At 63.2% G+C, this 17237-nt stretch carries 15 protein-coding genes and 1 pseudogene; 11 read left to right on the forward strand and 5 right to left on the reverse strand.

Going from position 1 to position 17237, the window contains the following annotated elements; genetic code table 11:
- The first annotated feature begins 1 nt into the window (after position 1).
- The 9 genes from FPZ47_RS15490 to FPZ47_RS15530 all read left to right on the forward strand — a co-directional run bounded on the left by FPZ47_RS15490 (position 2) and on the right by FPZ47_RS15530 (position 10204).
- Positions 2-1468 (forward strand): MCE family protein, encoded by a 1467-nt coding sequence (locus tag FPZ47_RS15490; protein WP_144952531.1) that lies wholly within the window; start codon positions 2-4, stop codon positions 1466-1468.
- A gap of 44 nt (positions 1469-1512) precedes the next feature.
- A complete protein-coding gene (locus FPZ47_RS15495) occupies positions 1513-2541 on the forward strand; it encodes an MCE family protein (protein ID WP_144952532.1) in 1029 nt (342 codons plus the stop codon).
- On the forward strand, positions 2538-3824 hold the full coding sequence (locus FPZ47_RS15500; RefSeq protein WP_144952559.1) for an MCE family protein: 1287 nt from the start codon (positions 2538-2540) through the stop codon (positions 3822-3824). The genes FPZ47_RS15495 and FPZ47_RS15500 overlap by 4 nt, the downstream gene beginning before the upstream one ends.
- A 23-nt stretch (positions 3825-3847) precedes the next feature.
- Positions 3848-5143 carry a virulence factor Mce family protein gene (locus tag FPZ47_RS15505; RefSeq protein ID WP_246133439.1) on the forward strand — a complete coding sequence of 432 codons (1296 nt, stop codon included), beginning with the start codon at positions 3848-3850 and terminating at the stop codon, positions 5141-5143.
- Between the two features lie 29 nt (positions 5144-5172).
- Complete coding sequence (locus tag FPZ47_RS15510) at positions 5173-6303, forward strand: virulence factor Mce family protein (protein WP_210419918.1); 1131 nt, start codon at positions 5173-5175, stop codon at positions 6301-6303.
- A gap of 1 nt (position 6304) precedes the next feature.
- Positions 6305-7777, forward strand: a complete 1473-nt coding sequence (locus FPZ47_RS15515; RefSeq protein ID WP_144952561.1) for an MCE family protein — start codon at positions 6305-6307, stop codon at positions 7775-7777.
- Positions 7741-8496 carry an Mce protein gene (locus FPZ47_RS15520; RefSeq protein WP_144952538.1) on the forward strand — a complete coding sequence of 252 codons (756 nt, stop codon included), beginning with the start codon at positions 7741-7743 and terminating at the stop codon, positions 8494-8496. The genes FPZ47_RS15515 and FPZ47_RS15520 overlap by 37 nt, the downstream gene beginning before the upstream one ends.
- A complete protein-coding gene (locus FPZ47_RS15525) occupies positions 8493-9266 on the forward strand; it encodes a hypothetical protein (protein WP_425461799.1) in 774 nt (257 codons plus the stop codon). Before FPZ47_RS15520 ends, FPZ47_RS15525 begins: the two co-directional genes overlap by 4 nt.
- Before the next feature lie 89 nt (positions 9267-9355).
- Positions 9356-10204 carry an acyl-CoA thioesterase gene (locus tag FPZ47_RS15530; protein ID WP_144952541.1) on the forward strand — a complete coding sequence of 283 codons (849 nt, stop codon included), beginning with the start codon at positions 9356-9358 and terminating at the stop codon, positions 10202-10204.
- A gap of 218 nt (positions 10205-10422) precedes the next feature.
- Here the strand turns inward: FPZ47_RS15530 and FPZ47_RS15535 are convergent.
- The 3 genes and pseudogenes from FPZ47_RS15535 to FPZ47_RS15545 form a co-directional block, all read right to left on the reverse strand.
- A pseudogene (locus tag FPZ47_RS15535) lies at positions 10423-11421 on the reverse strand (CaiB/BaiF CoA transferase family protein).
- Between the two features lie 37 nt (positions 11422-11458).
- On the reverse strand, positions 11459-12238 hold the full coding sequence (locus FPZ47_RS15540; protein ID WP_144952543.1) for a FadR/GntR family transcriptional regulator: 780 nt from the start codon (positions 12236-12238) through the stop codon (positions 11459-11461).
- A 76-nt stretch (positions 12239-12314) separates the two neighbouring features.
- Positions 12315-13310 (reverse strand): LLM class flavin-dependent oxidoreductase, encoded by a 996-nt coding sequence (locus FPZ47_RS15545; protein ID WP_144952545.1) that lies wholly within the window; start codon positions 13308-13310, stop codon positions 12315-12317.
- Between the two features lie 177 nt (positions 13311-13487).
- Between FPZ47_RS15545 and FPZ47_RS15550 the strand changes: the two genes are divergently transcribed.
- On the forward strand, positions 13488-14501 hold the full coding sequence (locus tag FPZ47_RS15550) for a Rieske 2Fe-2S domain-containing protein (RefSeq protein WP_144952547.1): 1014 nt from the start codon (positions 13488-13490) through the stop codon (positions 14499-14501).
- Positions 14491-15102 carry a TetR/AcrR family transcriptional regulator gene (locus FPZ47_RS15555; RefSeq protein WP_144952549.1) on the forward strand — a complete coding sequence of 204 codons (612 nt, stop codon included), beginning with the start codon at positions 14491-14493 and terminating at the stop codon, positions 15100-15102. Before FPZ47_RS15550 ends, FPZ47_RS15555 begins: the two co-directional genes overlap by 11 nt.
- Here FPZ47_RS15555 and FPZ47_RS15560 read toward each other — a convergent pair.
- Both FPZ47_RS15560 and FPZ47_RS15565 read right to left on the reverse strand, forming a co-directional pair.
- Positions 15086-15703 carry an isochorismatase family protein gene (locus tag FPZ47_RS15560; protein WP_144952551.1) on the reverse strand — a complete coding sequence of 206 codons (618 nt, stop codon included), beginning with the start codon at positions 15701-15703 and terminating at the stop codon, positions 15086-15088. The genes FPZ47_RS15555 and FPZ47_RS15560 overlap by 17 nt on opposite strands.
- A gap of 44 nt (positions 15704-15747) precedes the next feature.
- Positions 15748-16980: an ISL3 family transposase gene (locus FPZ47_RS15565; protein WP_144952553.1), complete on the reverse strand. Its 1233-nt coding sequence runs from the start codon at positions 16978-16980 to the stop codon at positions 15748-15750.
- Positions 16981-17237: the final 257 nt, after the last annotated feature.

The following is a 17237-nucleotide window of genomic DNA, read 5'->3' on the forward strand; positions in this document are numbered from 1 at the left end:
GATGAAGCGCAAACGGCGTGAGGCCGGCCTGCACCCGGCGATCTGGACCTTCATCCTTTTGGCATGCATCGGCGCGATCACCGTGCTGACTGTCGGCGCATTCAACAGGGACTTCAGGCCCTATGCGCGAGTAACGCTGACATCTGACCGGGCAGGACTGGTCATGGAGCCTGGCGCGAAGGTGAAGTTGCGCGGCGTTCAAGTCGGCCGGGTCGCGTTGATTCAGCCAGGCGATCCGGTGAAGCTCGAACTGGAGCTGTATCCCGAGCAGCTCAAGTTCATTCCCGCCAACGTCACCGCCGAAATCACCGCTCCCACGGCGTTCGGGGCCAAGGACGTCGAACTGCTCACCCCGGCCCGCCCGAGCGCAAGACGGCTGGCGAGTGGGGCAGTGGTGAAATCGGGCAATGCGAGCGTCGAAGTAAACACGGTGTTCCAGAACCTCGTTGCTGTGCTGAACCAGGTCGACGTTCCCAAACTGAACGCAGTGCTCACCGCGCTCGCCGACGGATTTGTGGGCAAGGGCGAAGCGATCGGCGAGGCAACCACCGACCTCAATCAGGTTCTCATGGCGATCAATCCGCGCAGTGACACCATTCGTGCCGATTACCGCGCCCTCAAAGGATTCGGCGACACCTACAGCGCGGCCGCACACAACATCGTGACGGTGCTGGACGCCGCCAGCACGACCAGCGCCACGATCACCGAGAGTGCACAACAACTGGACTCATTGCTGCTCAACGTCAGCGGGCTTTCCCGCGCCGGCACCAACCTGATCGGCCCGAGTAAGGACAACCTGGTGCACGGCATCAACCTGCTGGAGTCCACCACGCGCCTACTGATGAAGTACAACCCGGAACTGACCTGCACGCTGGTCGGCGGGAAGAACGCCCTCGATTTCGGCGCCGTGAATTCTTCCGGTGGCACCAATGGATACTCGGAGATCTTGGACGTCGCGTTGTTGCTAGGCAAGGACTCGTATCGTTATCCGGACAATCTGCCGATCATCAACATCAAGGGTGGCCCCGGCGGTGAGCCCGGATGCGGCTCGTTGCCCGATGTTGCTAAGAACTGGCCGCAGCGCTACCTGGTCACCGACTCCGGGTGGGGGACCGGCGTAGATGTGCGACCCAACCCCGGTATCGGCTTCCCCGGCTACGCCAACTACCTCCCCGTCACCAGGGGGGCCCCACAACCGCCCAGCATTCGCCATCCGGGGGGCCCGGCGCCAGGCCCCATCCCGTACCCGGGGGCACCCCCCTACGGTGCGCAGCTGTACGCACCGGACGGAACGCCGCTGTATCCCGGTCTGCCGCCGGCGCCGCCGCCGGGCAGGCCGCGAGAACCCGGCCCCCCGCCGGCGGGTTCGGAACCGTTCGTGCCTCTCGTTCCACCCGGAGTGCAAGCAACGTGCGGTGTCCTCAACCAGCAGTGCGCCCCACCGCCGCCGGCCGCCCCTGCGTCCTAGCGGCCGGCAGCGAGAGGTACCAGAAGTCATCCAGGAAGGTAGATATGCGCGAGAATTTGCTAGGCGCCACATGGCGCCTGGCTATCTACTTGGTCGTGTGCCTGGTCGGTGCGTTTGCGCTGTTCGCCGTCTTCGGTCAGTTCCGCTTCCAGTCAGAGAAGACCTACACGGCCGTGTTCGCGAACGTGTCGGGGTTGGAGAGCGGAAACTTCGTCCGCATCGCCGGTGTCGAGGTCGGCAAGATCAAAGACATCACAATCCAGCCTGACTCCACCGTGCTCGTAGAATTCTCCGCCGCCGACTCGGTGATGCTCACCGAGGGCACCAGGGCCGCCATCCGCTTCGCGGACCTCATCGGGGGCAGATATGTGGCACTTGAGGAGGGCGCCGGGGGAGTAAAGAGACTTCGTCCGGGTGGGACCATCCCGCTGAGCCGCACCGAGCCCGCGCTGGACCTCGACGCGCTGATCGGTGGCTTCCGGCCTCTGTTCCGCGCGCTGGACCCTGACCAAGTGAACAAGCTGACCGGCCAACTGATCGCGGCCTTCCAGGGTCAGGGGGGCACGATCGGTTCATTTCTCACGCAGGCCGCGGCGCTGACCAACACGCTGGCGGACCGGGATCAACTGATCGGTCAAGTCGTCACCAACTTGAACACCCTGCTCGGTTCGCTCAGCGGCCAGAGCAAGCAGTTCGCCAAGGCCGTCGACTCACTATCTGAACTCGTCGCAGGCCTCGAAGCCCGCAAGGAGGACATCAGCAACGGGGTGGCATACGCCAACGCGGCCGCCGGGTCGATCGCCGATCTGTTGTCGCAGGCTCGCCCGCCGCTGAAAAAGGTTGTGGCTGAGACGAACCGGACCGCCCAAACCGTGCTCGCCGATCGCGATTTCTTCGACAACTATCTCAACACCTGGGCCGACGCATTCAAAATCCTCAATAGACAGGGCCTAACGGGCGACTGGTTCAGCTTCTATCTGTGCGACGTCGTGCTGAAGGTCAACGGCAAAGGGGGCCAACCGGTGTACATCAAGGTAGCCGGCCAGTCCAGCGGGAGGTGCACGCCGCGATGACAACCTCTTCCGAACGCAACCCACTCCGCATCGGCGCCATCGGACTCGGCATCACCCTTGCACTGATGCTGGTATCGCTGAACTACGACACGCTGCCGTTCTTCAACACGGGCAAGACCTACTCGGCGTATTTCGCCGAGGCCGGCGGCTTGGCACCCGGCAACGCCGTTCAGGTGTCGGGTTTCCGGGTCGGTCAAATCTCGAGCGTCGAGCTGGACGGACCGCGGGTGCTGGTCAAGTTTGACGTCGCCGGCAACGTGCGACTGGGTGACCGCACCGAGGCAGCAGTCAAATTGAAGACCCTGCTCGGCAGCAAGGTCCTCGAGGTCACGCCACGTGGAGACGGAAAGCTGACTGGCCCGATACCGCTCGACCGGACCAGGCCGGCCTATCAATTGCCCGACGCGCTGGGTGATCTCACGACAACCATCAGCGGGTTGAATACCGATCAATTGTCCAACTCTTTGGCCGTGCTGTCCGACACGTTCTCCAATACCCCACCCGACCTGAAGGCCGCGGTACAAGGGCTGGGCCGGTTCTCCCAGACACTGGACGAACGCGACACCCAGCTGCGAAACCTGTTGAGCGACGCGAGTAAAGCGACGAAGGTGCTGGCCGAACGCAGCGACGAAGTCGTCAACCTCGTCGCCAACACCAACGCGCTTCTGGTGCAACTGAAAAGCCAGAGCAGTGCACTGGACCAGATCTCCGGCAATCTCTCCGCGGTGGCCCGCCAGGTGAAGGGCTTCGTCGCCGAGAACCGCAACACCCTCAAGCCGGCGCTGGACAAGCTCAACGAGGTTTTAGCAATCGTTGACAACCGTAAAGAACGCGTCCAGAAGGCGCTCACCGGGCTGAACAGTTTTTCGTTGAGGCTCGGTGAAGTGGTGTCAGCCGCCCCGTTCTATAAGGCTTACGTCGCCAACCTGCTGCCCGGGCAGTTCGTGCAGCCGTTCATCGAGGCTGCTTTCTCCGACCTGGGCCTGGATCCGAACGTGCTGCTGCCCAGTCAGCGCACCGACCCGGAGGTCGGCCAGCCGGGAACACCGCCGCTGCCGGTACCCTTCCCGCGGACCGGCCAGGGCGGGGGACCGCGTATGACCATCCCGGACGCCATTACCGGTAACCCCAGCGACCATCCGTGCGGTGTGCCCGGTGTGGCGCTGCCCGGCCCCGGCTGCTACCCGTATCGGGAGCCACCACCCGCCCCGCCGCCCGGCGGGCCGCCGCCAGGACCGCCCGCGCCTCCGAGTCCGCAGCCGGATCAAGGCGGTGGACAGTGAATTCACGAAACGCCAAGGTGGGCTTGGCCGTCGCACTGGTGCTGCTGCTGATCGGCGGCATCGTCACGGTGGTGCGGTCGGCCAGCGGCATCGGCCGTACCACTGTCACCGGTTACTTCGCGGACAGCACCGGCCTGTACAAAGGAGACGACGTCGTTATCCTCGGCGTGCGCGTCGGCAAGATCGAGAACATCGAGCCGCAGCCGAGCCGCGTCAAGATCACCTTCTGGTACCAGGACAAATACAAGGTGCCCGCCGACGCCAAAGCGGTGATCCTGTCACCGTCCCTGGTGACGCCGCGATCCATCCAGTTGACACCCGCCTACACGGGTGGCCCGGCGATGGCCTCCGGCGGGGTTATCCCGCAGGTTCGCACCGCTGTCCCGGTCGAATACGACGACTTGCGCCAGCAGCTCGAGAAGCTCACACAGACACTGCAGCCCACCACACCGGGCGGCACCAGCACCTTGGGGGCATTCATCAACACCGCGGCCGACAACTTGCACGGGCAAGGCCCAGATATCCGTGACACCCTCATCAAGCTGTCGCAGGCCATATCCGCGGTCGGCGACCACAGCGATGACTTGTTCACCACCATCAAGAACCTGTCGATCCTGGTCTCCGCGCTGCGTGACAGCAGCGACTTGCTGCGACAACTGAACCAGAACCTGGCCGCGGTGACCAACCTGTTGGCCAACGACCCCAACGAGGTCGGAAATGTGGTCCGCGACCTCGACGAAGTGGCCGATGACGTCCGAAACTTTGTGGCGGATAACCGCGAGACGCTGGGTAACACCTCCGACAAGCTGGCGTCGGTGACACAGGCGGTCAACGAGAGCCTCGACGACGTCAAACAAGTCCTGCATGTCGCCCCGACAGCCTTCCAGAACTTCCTCAACATCTACCAACCCGCGCAGGGCGCACTGACCGGTTCGTTGGCGGTGAACCAATTCGCCAACCCGATCCAGTTCCTATGCAGTGCAATAGAGGCGGCCTCGCGGCGCGGCGGCAAAGATTCAGCGAAACTTTGTGTGCAGTATCTGGCGCCGATCCTCAAGAACCGCCAATACAACTTTCCGCCGCTGGGTGAGAATCTTTTCGTCGGAACCACGGCGCGCCCCAACGAAATTACCTATAGCGAGGATTGGCTGCGGCCGGATTATGTTCCGCCGGGGTCAGTGGCGTCCGCCCCCGCGAACCCGCCACCGCCAGCAAACAGTCCGCCGGACGCCCCAGCTGCGGCGGTCAGCCAACCGGTGCCCACCAACCCGGCCGACGGCCTGCGCGGGATGATGGTTTCGCCCGGAGGTGGACAGTGAATCGAGCACGGCGCTGGTCGCGAGCAGCCATCGGGCTGGTGTTGGCGCTTGCCCTAACGGCGCTGTCCGGCTGTGGGTTCCGGGGCGCGAACTCGTTTCCGCTGCCCGGAACCAAGGGGGGAGGCCCGGGTTCGTACACCGTCCAAGCGCAGATGCCCGATGTGCAAAATCTGGAGCGGAATTCTCGGGTTCGGGTCAATGATGTCACCGTCGGCAAGGTGACCAACATCGAGCTACAGGGCTGGCATGCGGTGGTCACCATGGCGATCGACGGTGGCGTCGACCTGCCGGGCAACGCGACCGCCACGGTGGGGCAGACCAGCCTGCTGGGTTCGGTGCACGTCGAATTGGCGGCGCCGCCGACTGGGGTCCCGCCCGAAGGCAAGCTCAAAAACGGGTCGTTGATCCCGATGTCGTCAGCCGGCACCTATCCGTCTACCGAACGGACGTTGGCCGCGGTTTCACTGGTGCTCAACGGCGGGGGCCTGGGGCAGATCCAGGACATCACCAAGTCGTTGAGCACGGCCTTCACTGGCCGCGAGGCGGATCTGAGAAGCCTGCTCGGACAGCTCGACAAGTTCGTCGGCTACCTCAACGACCAAAAAGGCGACATCATCGCCGCAACGGACAGCCTGAACAACCTGGTAGGTCAATTCGCCGACCAGAAGCCGGTCATCGATAAGGCGTTGAAGACCATCCCGAACGCGTTGACGGTGTTGAAAGACGAGCGCAATGCCCTGGCCGACGCGCTCGGTGATCTCAGCAGATTCGGCGCACTTGCCGCTGATTCGGTCAACAAGACCAAGGAGAACCTGGTCAAGGAGCTGAAAGATCTCGGCCCGGTGCTGCAGTCACTGGCTGATGCCGGGCCGGCCCTGACCCGTGCACTGGACTTCTACGGAACCTTCCCGTTCCCCACGAGCACACTCAGCAAATGGATGCGCGGCGACTATGCGAACCTGACGGCCGTTATCGATCTGACGCTGAGCCGACTGGACGCATCCTTTTTCACCGGTACCCGCTTCGAGTGCAATCTGAGCGAGCTCGAGTTGCAGTGGGGCCGCACCATCGGGCAGATGCCCAGCCCATGCATGGGCGGCAGCCAGTACAACCCCGGCAACCCGCTGGTTGTCCCCTACCACTTCGACCAGGGGCGCTGACATCGTGCTCACGAGGCGAATCAAAATCCAGCTGGTCGTTTTCGCGGTGGTCAGTCTGACCGCGATCACCATCATGTTCTTCAACTACATGCAGATCCCGACCACTTTCTTCGGGATGGACCGCTATCAGGTCACGGTCCAGCTGCCCCAGGCCGGCGGCCTGTACGAGGGCGGCAACGTCACCTACCGAGGCGTCGAGGTCGGTCGGGTGCGCGAGGTGCGCTTAACCGATAGTGGCGCCGAGGCGGTGCTCCAATTGGATTCGGATGTTCACATCCCAGCTGATCTGAGCGCCCAGGTGCACAGCGTGTCCGCGGTCGGCGAGCAATATGTTGAGCTGCTGCCGCGCACCGGGAATGGTCCGTCGCTGAAAGGTGGCGACGTGATTTCGGCGGACCGTACCTACGTTCCGCCGAACCTCAACTCGCTACTGCAGGCGACCAATCGCGGCCTGAGCGTGATCCCGCGCGACAACCTCAAAACGGTGGTCGACGAGTCCTATGCCGCGGTGGGCGGTCTCGGCCCGGAGCTGTCCCGGCTGATCAGTGGGACCTCTAAGCTCGCGAAGGACAGCCGCACGAACCTCGACGCGCTAGTGACCTTGATTGACGGGTCAAAGCCACTGTTGGACAGCCAGAACGACTCGTCGGATGCGGTGCAGGCCTGGGCCGCCCATCTGGCGACCATTACGTCGCAGCTTCGAGACAACGACTCCGCGGTGAAGGGCCTGCTTCACACCGGTGGTCCGGCGGCTGCCGAGGCACGGCAGTTGTTCGACCGGTTGAATCCCACGTTGCCGATCGTGTTGGCCAATCTGGTGAGCGTCGGGCAGGTGGGGGTCACCTACCGGGACAACTTGGAAGCTGTCCTGGTGGAGCTACCGCAGGGGGCGGCCGATGTCCAAGCGACCGGGGTGGCCAATAGGAACACCAAACAGCCGTACCTGGGTGGCTTCCTCAGCTTCAACCTGAACCTCAACTGGCCGCCGCCATGCATCACGGGTTTCCTGCCCCCCCAGCAGCAGCGGGCCGCCAGCTACGAGGACTACCCGGACCCGCCTAAAGGCGACCTCTACTGCCGGGTGCCGCAAGACTCGCTGCAGGACGTGCGCGGCGCACGCAATCTGCCGTGCGAGACGCGTCCGGGCAAGCGCGCCCCGACCGTGAAGATGTGCGAAAGCGACGAGACGTACGTTCCCCTGAACGATGGCTTCAACTGGAAGGGTGATCCAAACGCGACGTACACCGGTCAGGGCGTCCCACAGCTCAGGCCAGGAGACGAGCCGCCCGGACAGGCCCCACCACCATCGCCGCCCGGTCCGGCGCCACCCCCGATCGCGGCCGTTCAATACGACCCAGCCACCGGCATGTACGTGGGGCCAGACGGGCATATGTACAGCCAAGCCGACCTGGCCCATGGGGCTAAAAAGGAGCAAACATGGCAGAGCATGCTGATGCCTCCCAAGAGAAACTGAGCGAAATGGACCAGGCAGACCCAACCCCTGCAGCCGCCGGCCACACCGACGAGGGTTCGTCGGATTTGTCAAACCGGGCCCCCTTGAAAGAGAAGTGCGTCGCGGAGGTATCCACCTTGGAGTCAGCGGCGGAAGGTCCGGCGCACGACGCCGATGATTGCGACACCGCGGTTGATGGCGAGGTTGACGACCAGGTTGACGATGCCCAGGAAGACGCTGTGCCGGCCAAGGAGCGGATGTCGCCGGTACGGCTGGCGGCGATGTTGGGGTTGGTAGCAGTTGTCTCTTTGGGGGCGCTGGCCGGGTGGTTCGGGTTTCGTCTGTATCAGTCACACCGGGCTCAAGAGCAACGCCAGCTGTTGGTTCAGGTTGCCAGGCAAGGGGCGCTGAACCTGACGACGATTGACTACGAGCACGCCGATGCTGACATACAGCGCATTGTGGACTCGGCGACAGGCACTTTCTATGACGATTTCTCCCATCGATCTAAACCTTTCATCGATGTCGTCAAGAAAGCGCAGTCGAAGTCGGTAGGAACCATCACTGAGTCGGGTTTGGAGTCGCAATCGGGCAGCGAAGCCCAGGTGCTGGTTGCTGTGTCCGTCAAGACATCGAATCTTGGTGCAGCCGAACAGGATCCGCGGCATTGGCGAATGCGAATCACTGTTCAAAAGGTTGGAAACGATGCGAAAGTTTCCAACGTCGCATTCGTGCCATGAGGAACTTCCAGCTCGGCAAGCACCGAGTACCAACCCTACGAGCCAGGAGGGGAACCACCGCTGTGCCGGTTGAAATTGATTCCGCCACCGAGCAAGACGAAGCGATTGTCGCCGAAGAGACTATTGACGAGGCCGCAGTCGAAAAAGACGAACTTCAGGCCGCCGGTGGCACCCCTGACTTAGGCGAAACAAAAGACGTTCCTGAGTCAGAGGAAGCGTCTGCCGAGGATGAGGATACTCAAGCCGATGACGCGAAAGATGTAGAGCTCCCGGTACGTAAGCGCAGAATCGAATGGTCCCGGGTATTAGTGTTCGGGGTGCTGCCCGTGTTGGCGCTGCTGATCGCGACGGCCGTCGGCTTCCTGAAGTGGCAAGATGCATGGATCCGCAACTCTGGGGCCGCCGGCATCGAGTCGGTTGCAGCGGCAAAGGAATCCACCGTTGCGCTACTGTCCTACCAGCCCGACAGCGTCGAAAAGGACCTTGGGGCCGCCCGCGACCGGCTGACCGGAAAATTCAAAGACTCCTACACACAACTGGTCCAGGACGTGGTGATACCGGGTGCCAAGAAAGACCACATCTCGGCGATCGCCACCGTTCCCGCTGCCGCCTCAGTGTCGGCGACACCAAACCACGCGGTCGCTCTGGTGTATGTCGACCAGACTGTGACCGTTGGCAACGATGCGCCCACCGACACCTCATCGACCGTCCGGGTGACTATGGACAAGGTCGGCAACCGCTGGCTGATCTCTGCGTTCGACCCGGTATAAGACTGGGATGACATAGTCGGATATCGCAGCGCGGGCCAGACTGGCGCGTCGGCCGGCCCCGGGCAGGGCAATGTGCTTAGCTTTGCTACATGATTTCAACGTTCACAGACCTGCTGAGGCTGTTGGAAGTGCAGCAGACCGATGATGCGACGTTCGTGGGCACCCAACCCGACACTCCCAATCATCACATCATCGGTAGCCAGGTTGCCGCTCAGGCATTGATGGCAGCAGGCCGAACGACACCTGGGCGGCTGGCGCACAGCATGCACATGTACTTTTTGCGTCGCGGTGACGCAAGACAGCCGATCCAGTATGACGTGACCACGCTGCGTGACGGCGGCACCATTTCTTCGCGCCGGGTGACTGCGAGCCAGTCTGGTGTCGTCCTCTTCGAGGCGCTCGCCTCGTTCACAGTCGGTGTCGGCGACGTCGATTGGCAACGAAGAATGCCGAACGTGGCGTCCCCGGACACCGCTCCTGGACTTGAAGATTTATTGGCCCCGTACGCCGAGGAATTCGGTGACTGGTGGCCTCAGCAACGTCCGTTCACCATGCGATACCTCGACGCGCCGCCGCGGGTCGCCCTTGACCTTTCCGCCATGCCGCCGCCGCGGCTGCGGATTTGGCTTCGCGCCAACGGCGAGGTCTCCGATGATCCGATGGTCAACAGTTGTGTAGTGGCCTATCTTAGCGCGCTGACCCTCCTCGAGTGTGCGATGACGACGATGCGCACCACGCCAATGGGGCCTCGGCTCTCGGCGTTGGTCGACCACACCATCTGGTTCCACCGTGTCGCCGATTTTACTGACTGGCTGCTCTTCGACCAGTCCTCGCCCAGTGTCGTAGGCTGTCGCGGTCTGGCCACGGGGACCCTGTACAACCGGTCCGGCGAATTGGTGTGCGTCGCAACCCAGGAGGGCTACTTCGCCGAGGCGTGACAGCGCGGCGGATCAGTCCACCATGTCGCGGACCTTGGTCTAGTCGTAGCTTTTCAGCGATGCCTCGCTGCCATTCTGCCTGTGCCTCGGTGACCTTCGGCTTCGAAACCGTGCGCGCGAGAACAAGCATTACGCTGATTTCCGCGTCGGTGGCCCTGGCCAGTCCTTGAGGCGCTGTCGTGATGCGGATGTTGTCGTCGGTAGTCGCTGCGCCGAGATCAGGTGATCGCACCGGCGATTTTGAGTTCGATGAGTCGGTCGTCGTCGATGCCGAGTTCGCGCAGCACCCCGTCGGTGTGCTCAGCGAACTGCGGCGCCCTTAACAGGCTTGCCGAATCATCGTCGAACTTCACGGGGTTGGCTACCAACCTCTGCGGATGACCTTCGGCATCAATGATTTCGGCGATGAGACCGTTGGCGGTCAGTGCCTCGTCATTGGCTAGTTCCCAGGCATCCTGTACCGGGGCCCACTGCCCTCTACCCTTGCGTAGCAAGGCTTGGCACTCCTCGAAGGTCAAGTTGCCCATCACGTCGGCGACGATGCGTTGAGCAGTTTCGCTGTGCTCGGCCATCGCCTCGATCGTTGTGAACCGTGGGTCTTCGGCGACATCGTGCAGACCCATCAGTTGGCAGAACTCCGGCCAATACCGGGTCGGCCGCAGCATCGACAACTGGACGAACCGTCCGTCCGACGTTCTATAGGCGCCGGTGAGCGGGTTGCCCGGGGCCTGGGTTCGGCGTTCCATCCTCGGCAGCGGGCCTAGAACTCGGTCGCGCCGTAGGCGCCGGCATCGCGGTGAGGCCCGTTGGAGCCGAAGCCGTTGCCGATGACATAAATGATGTCGGGGTTGACGCGGCGGACGTCGTCGACGTCAATGGACAGCTTCTTGCGCGATGACGGCAGGTAGTTCGTCAGGAACACGTCGCTCCGCCGGATCAGTTCGTCGAGCAGCGGGCGTGCCTCGGAATTGTCGAGGGCCAGCCCGACACTACGCTTTCCGCGGTTGGGCGCCTCCATGAGCGGCGCGAACGACGATCCCGGGTACCGTCGCCGCGGCGCCCAACACCTTGACCAACCCGCGCTGGGCATCGCCGGTGACAGGATGCTCGATCTTCACCACGTCGGCGCCCCAGTCGGCGAGCACCGCGCCTGCCGATGGAACGAAGGTGAACTGTGCGACGTCCAGAACGCGAACTCCGTTGAGCGGCTTATGCATCAGGTGTCCTTCGAGTGGGAGTGGGCGCGGTGCCCACTCAATGCATGATGTCCTGAACCTTCGTCTTCTCGTAGCCTTTGAGCAGCGCCGCACTGGCGTTCTCCATATGCCGCCGCCAATGCGCCTCGGCCTCAGCGCCTTCGCGAGCGGCCACCAGGTCGGCTAGCCGCGTATAGGATCGGATCAGCTTGGTGTACTGAGCCTTCGGCACGACGTTCTGAACGCTGAGAAATGCTGCGGTCATGTGTCGTTCGAAGATCTCATGCAGCATGCCGGCGATCACGGTCAAGGTCGCGTTGCCGGACAGTTCGACCAGCCGGCGGTGCAATGCGGTGGAAGCCGCGCCCAGCTTGCCCGTCTCCCACGCATGAGGTATCTCGTCGATGAGGTCGCGTAACTCGCGGTGCGCCGTCGCGGTGCCATCTTCGGCGAGCAGTCGGGCTGCATACGGTTCAATACCCATCCGTGCCGTCATCACGTCGGCGAGCGTCGTTCCTGCCAGGGCGAGCAGAAATCCTGCCGGTCGCGCGACGATCTCGGGGCCCGGGACCCGAACCCGGGCGCCGGTTCGTGAGCCGCGCCGTACCTCCACGAGGCGGTCGGACTCCAAGACTCGCACCGCTTCTCGCAGCGATGGTCGGCTGACCTGAAAGTGATTCATGAGTTCGGCTTCGTAGGGAAGGAAGTCGCCGTCTTTAAGCTGTCCCTCGACGATCATCCGCCGCAACGTGTCCGCTACGATTTCGGCCGTCTTGGGCGACCGCACCGCGCCGTTCTCTGACGTGGTCATCGGCACGATCGGTTCCCGCTTGGGCATCGCGACCTCCTGAAACTCGACATGTACTACTCAGTACACCATGTAGGGCGCCGATCTGGGACATCCGTGGCTGTCGTCAGTGCAGCTGCGTCAGAACGCGCGTAGCGGCTGCATCATAGCCGGCGCGTCGTCGGCGCCCGACCAAGAAGCTTGGCGGTGATGCAAACGCCATGTCGGGCAGTCGTTTGCGAGTCGCGAGCATCTCGCGGGCTTGTGTCTCGTTGCCGCAGATCGCGATCGACCACAGCATATCGTCGGTGACGTGGTCGGCGATCGTTTCTGGACGGCCGCTACGGAAGGCCGAACGAATCCGGGCGACCTCGTCCGCCCAGCCGTGCAGTTCGACAAGTGAGTCGTAGGTCTTCACAGTGAGGTAGAAGGCGATCTGAAGCCGTGCGTCCCGGACAGCCCGGGCCGGGTCGTCGTTGTCGATTGCGGTGATCAGCCAGCCCCATCGTCGTAGCTCCGCGGGATCGCGTCCGCTTGATTCGGCGCCGCGGGCCAGTTCGGGCTCTACGAGTTCGGTCCACCACCGATCGGTGAACAGGCCGTGTCCGAGCACGCCATCGGCGGTGCGTCCTACGGTCCGCACCATGATCTTATTGAAGGCTCCGATCAGGATGGGCACGTCCAAGCGGCCGAGGACTGGTGCACGGATGTCGGCGTCGACCGTGTAGAACCGGCCCTCGTAGCGGACGTGTTCGCCGTTCTCGGCGTGGAGGAATGCTCTGATCACCTCGATCAGTTCGGCCATCCGGGGTGCGGGGTGGGCGGCGTCGACACCGAACCAGTCCTTGTTCATCCGTGAGGTTCCCGACCCAAGTCCCAGAAAGACCCTGCCCGGGGCGAGTGTGGAGAGATGCCGGACCGCAGCGGCGTGCACGAACGGGGACCGGGCGAACGCATAGGCGATCCCCGGACCGACCTTCGCCTGCGAGGTACCCAGGGCCATTTCAGTCGCTGTGATATAGGCGTTCAGGTCGGCGAACTCACCGGCACAAAACGCCTGCGCCCCGGCGACTTCGGCCTGCGTACCTAGCGCGGTCCCTGGCCATGGCAGACCCCAGTCCATGTGTCCTCACATCCGTCGCCCAGACATCACTTACCTAGTAATACATGTGATTGTACGTCCTGATTGGCGGTCATAGTCCATTGCCCGGTAGCAAAATTGTTTTCGACAATTGTGTCAAAAATGTGTAGCCTCGCGATATTGCTGCCAGGTGTCGTACGTGGAAGGGACGTTCCGATAATGCAAACCTTGCCGAGCATGCTGCCCACCGGTTGGTTCCAGGTCGCCTGGAGTGGCGACATCTCCGTCGGAGACGTGGTCCCGCTGCATTACTTCGGCCGGGATTTGGTCGCCTTCCGGCAACTGGACGGGGTAGTGAAGGTGCTGGACGCGCACTGCCAGCATCTTGGCGCGAGCCTGGCCCATGGTGGCTGCGTGGTCGAGGAAGGCATCCAGTGCCCATTTCACGGCTGGGTGTGGAACGGGGCTGGCCGCAACGTGCGCATTCCGTACCAGGATCGGCCCAACAGGGCCCGACGAGTACGTTCCTATCCGGTCGCGGAGCTCAATGAATCGATTTTGATCTGGCACGACATCGCTGGCAGGGAGCCCCTATGGGAAGCCCCGGATGCTTTCACGGTGCTCGGCGATCACGTCCGATCGCAGCGGTTCCACCCGCTGGGTAGCGATTGTCGGACGCGGCACGAGCGAGTGAAGGTGCATCCCCAGGTGATCGCCGAGAACGCTGTCGACCCGCACCACTTCCAGTTCGTACACAGCACCGCGATCAGTCCTGTGGTGTTGCGTGAGAGGACTGACAGCTCTACCTGGTCGGCCAAGGTCGGCTTTGGCCGGAGATGGAGCGACGGCCTGGACCGCGACGGCGACACGATGAACACTATCGAGATTTATTGGTCAGGCGTTGGTCTCAGCTACAACGGCGAACACGTCCGCGACGGAATCCGGGTCATCTCGATCTGCGCGACACCGGTTGACGACACCAGATCCGACATCTTCGCCGGCTACTGGATCAGCGAGGAAGCATCAGAAGGTCCCGGTGATTTCGAGACGCGGCTGGCCGCGGCGAAACTCGCCCTGCCCGACGACATCCGGATCTGGGAGCACCAGAAGTATCTCGAACGGCCGGGCCTGGCAACCTCGGAGGGGGCGGGCTTTCGCGCACTGCGCCGGTGGGCGAGCGGGTTCTATCCAGAACCGCAGGCCACAGCCGAACCGGTCACGCATGGCGCCTGAGGGCTCGGCCCGGCGGGCCACACATAAATCCGACCGCACCCGAGAATCAATTCTCGACGCCGCGCGGACGGCATTCGCGCGCAAGGGTTTCTCGGGCGTCACCATCAGGGACATCACTGACTTCGCGGCTGTCACCCGGGCGAACTTCTACTATTACTTCTCCGACAAGACCGAGCTCTTCATCGAACTCGGCACCGATACCTACCGCCAAGCACTTGCGATGGTTGACGGTTTCATGGAGCAGGGGAGCCCGCCGAGCAGGGAGGACATCGAGACCTGGGTTGCCAGGTACTTCAGCTACCTCGACCGCAACGGCGCGTTCGTCATCCGGTCCACAGAGGACATGCCTCCCGATCGTAAATTCCGCGCAGCGGTGGCACGCTCGCACCGGCGGACTGCCGCCGCACTTGGTGAGGGCATCGCAAAGTTGGCGCCGACCCCGCCTGACGTGGATCCGGTGGCAACCGGGCTGGTGGTAATGGCGATGCTCGAGCGCTCGTGGTTGATGGTCCAGCACAACGAGATCCCGTCGACGACGCGCCAAGCGGTGCTGGTCGCGGCCGGCGAAATGCTGTGGCGAATGGTCAATGGTCAGACTTGACCGGGATCCATTCGCCGATCAGCTGATCGACCGTGGTCAGCCGGCCCAGCACGGCAATGGTGTTGTCCAGCACTTGTTGTGCATAGTCTTGAGGAGTGCCGCCGACGGCGTCGCGCGGCACGATGAGGTCGAAGCCGGCCTGTGTGACATGCCCGGCGGTGTGGGTGATCGCCAGGTTGAGTGAAACGCCGGCGAGGACGATGGTACTCACGCCCAAGCCCTTGAGTACCGGCAGTAATTCGGAATCGAGTGTGGGGAATAACCCGTGATGGCGTGGTAGCACCAGGTCGGTGGGCGCCAGTAGCTCGGGAAGCACTGTGGTGGCAGCGCTTCCGGGAGCCCACTGTGCGGTTGCCGGGCCCAGTGCGCGCCAGATGCGCGCCGTCCCGGTTGGTTGGCCGCCGAGGCTGCCCTCGTAGGTCGCATGCACCACTCGTGCGCCGAACTGGCGGGCTGAATCGAGAAGTCGGCGCACGCTGGATACGAGTTCTGAGCTGTCAGCGGCCAGGGCGGGCAGGACGGACTCGGGACCCAGTACACCGTTCTGGCATTCCACGCAGATAACGGCCGTAGTCTCGGGGTCCCATGGTGTCGGAGCCATCCCTCAACCCTAGTCGATTTTGGCGCTTCCGGGAAGTTTGTGGGTCATGGTGCGACCGGGTAGAGCTGTAATCCGCCGAGGTGGAAGTAGATTGCGGTCTTGAAGTGTTCTCGATTGCGGTAGCCGCGGGCAGAGACGCGGATGGCTTGGATGCGGGAGTTGATGCCTTCGGCGCCGGCGTTGGTGATCGGATGCGCGAAGTAGGACAGCAGTCCGGCTTCGTGACGTTTGAGGGTCTTTGCTGCGTCGATGATCGGTTGCAGCCGGGAATGGGTGGCCCAGAAGTACCAGCGGGCGAAATGCTTGGCGCCCCAGCCGCGGCGCCGGTAGGACCAGAAGCGCCGTAGGTTCTCCTTGATGGCCCATGCGCGGGCGGTTTTGAGGTCGCTGGCCCGCAGGGCGGCGAAGCGGTCGGTGTGGCGCTCGGGTAGGTTCTCGGCCGAGTACAGCCACAGGTACTTGCTGCCGGCCAGGCTCTTGTCGCCGGTGAGGACCAACGCCCGGTTCTCGGCCTTGCGCACGGTGTCCACGGCCTTGGTCAGATACCCCATCAGGTGATAGTGGTCGAAGACGATCTTGTCCTCGGCGTCGCTCAGGTGTGCGCGTACCGAGGCGGCGTACGGCTCCCACATGTCCATCGCCACCGCCTCGATCCCGGCCCGCTGCTCGGTGGTGAACTTCTCGAAATAGCCGTCCAGGCTGGCCTGCCGGCGCTCGTCAGCGATGTATTCCACGGTGCCGGCATCCAGGTCACTGACCACGGTGATGTAGTCCTGTCCTTTCCCGGCCGCCTTCTCATCGACCCCCACATGGGCTGGCACGTTCAGCGGTTTGGCGGCCAGGCCCCGAGTGACCGCACGGTCCATCAAATGCCACGCCTCGTCCCAGCTGATACCCAGCAGCTTGGCGGCAGAGGCTACGTCGCAGGCGGCGAGCACGTCGATCGCCAGCCGCTCGAACAACGTCGTGAACCGCGAGTGCGGCTCGGCCCATGGCAACGCAACCTGACGCACCCCGTGTTCGGGACAGTCCACCCGTGGCGGACTCGCGTGCAGGAAGGTCAAAAACGCGCACGAGTCCAAATGCCGCCAGGCCCGCTCAGCCGAGTGGTCATAGACCGACAGCACGGCATCGCAGTCCGGGCAGGCGAACCGGGTCCGGGCCGGATGCTCAACCCATACATCCACTCGCCCGTCGGTTGCTGACAACTCGACCCGCCCCACCTTCCATGGCGTCTCCAGTCCCAGCAGATGGCGGTACAGCTCGGTGTCACGCATACGGCAAATCCTGCCGCTGACGCCCGTCAAACCCAAAACAGGACCCACGCAAAACCCGGAAGCGCCTCGATTTTTGACACTTGTGATGAAATGTCTGGAAGATTCCTTACAAGCTACGGAGATTCGGCTCTTGTGGTCTACCTGCAGCTGACCGACCGCCGCCATCACATGATCATTTCGGGTTCTATTGCCATGAATGTGGGTCGGGTGGGGTGTGCTATGTCTCGCGTGGCGTGACGGTCTGGGCGCACGGGCAG

Source organism: Mycobacterium helveticum, assembly GCF_007714205.1.
Taxonomy (GTDB): domain Bacteria; phylum Actinomycetota; class Actinomycetes; order Mycobacteriales; family Mycobacteriaceae; genus Mycobacterium; species Mycobacterium helveticum.

Coding starts and splice junctions, on each gene's coding strand:
- FPZ47_RS15550 (WP_144952547.1), top strand. CDS start 13,488: ATGCAAACCTTGCCGAGCATGCTGCCCACCGGTTGGTTCCAGGTCGCC.
- FPZ47_RS15525 (WP_425461799.1), top strand. CDS start 8,493: ATGAGGAACTTCCAGCTCGGCAAGCACCGAGTACCAACCCTACGAGCC.
- FPZ47_RS15540 (WP_144952543.1), bottom strand. CDS start 12,238: ATGCCCAAGCGGGAACCGATCGTGCCGATGACCACGTCAGAGAACGGC.
- FPZ47_RS15565 (WP_144952553.1), bottom strand. CDS start 16,980: ATGCGTGACACCGAGCTGTACCGCCATCTGCTGGGACTGGAGACGCCA.
- FPZ47_RS15520 (WP_144952538.1), top strand. CDS start 7,741: ATGGCAGAGCATGCTGATGCCTCCCAAGAGAAACTGAGCGAAATGGAC.
- FPZ47_RS15530 (WP_144952541.1), top strand. CDS start 9,356: ATGATTTCAACGTTCACAGACCTGCTGAGGCTGTTGGAAGTGCAGCAG.
- FPZ47_RS15560 (WP_144952551.1), bottom strand. CDS start 15,703: ATGGCTCCGACACCATGGGACCCCGAGACTACGGCCGTTATCTGCGTG.
- FPZ47_RS15500 (WP_144952559.1), top strand. CDS start 2,538: ATGACAACCTCTTCCGAACGCAACCCACTCCGCATCGGCGCCATCGGA.
- FPZ47_RS15495 (WP_144952532.1), top strand. CDS start 1,513: ATGCGCGAGAATTTGCTAGGCGCCACATGGCGCCTGGCTATCTACTTG.
- FPZ47_RS15545 (WP_144952545.1), bottom strand. CDS start 13,310: ATGGACTGGGGTCTGCCATGGCCAGGGACCGCGCTAGGTACGCAGGCC.
- FPZ47_RS15555 (WP_144952549.1), top strand. CDS start 14,491: ATGGCGCCTGAGGGCTCGGCCCGGCGGGCCACACATAAATCCGACCGC.
- FPZ47_RS15490 (WP_144952531.1), top strand. CDS start 2: ATGAAGCGCAAACGGCGTGAGGCCGGCCTGCACCCGGCGATCTGGACC.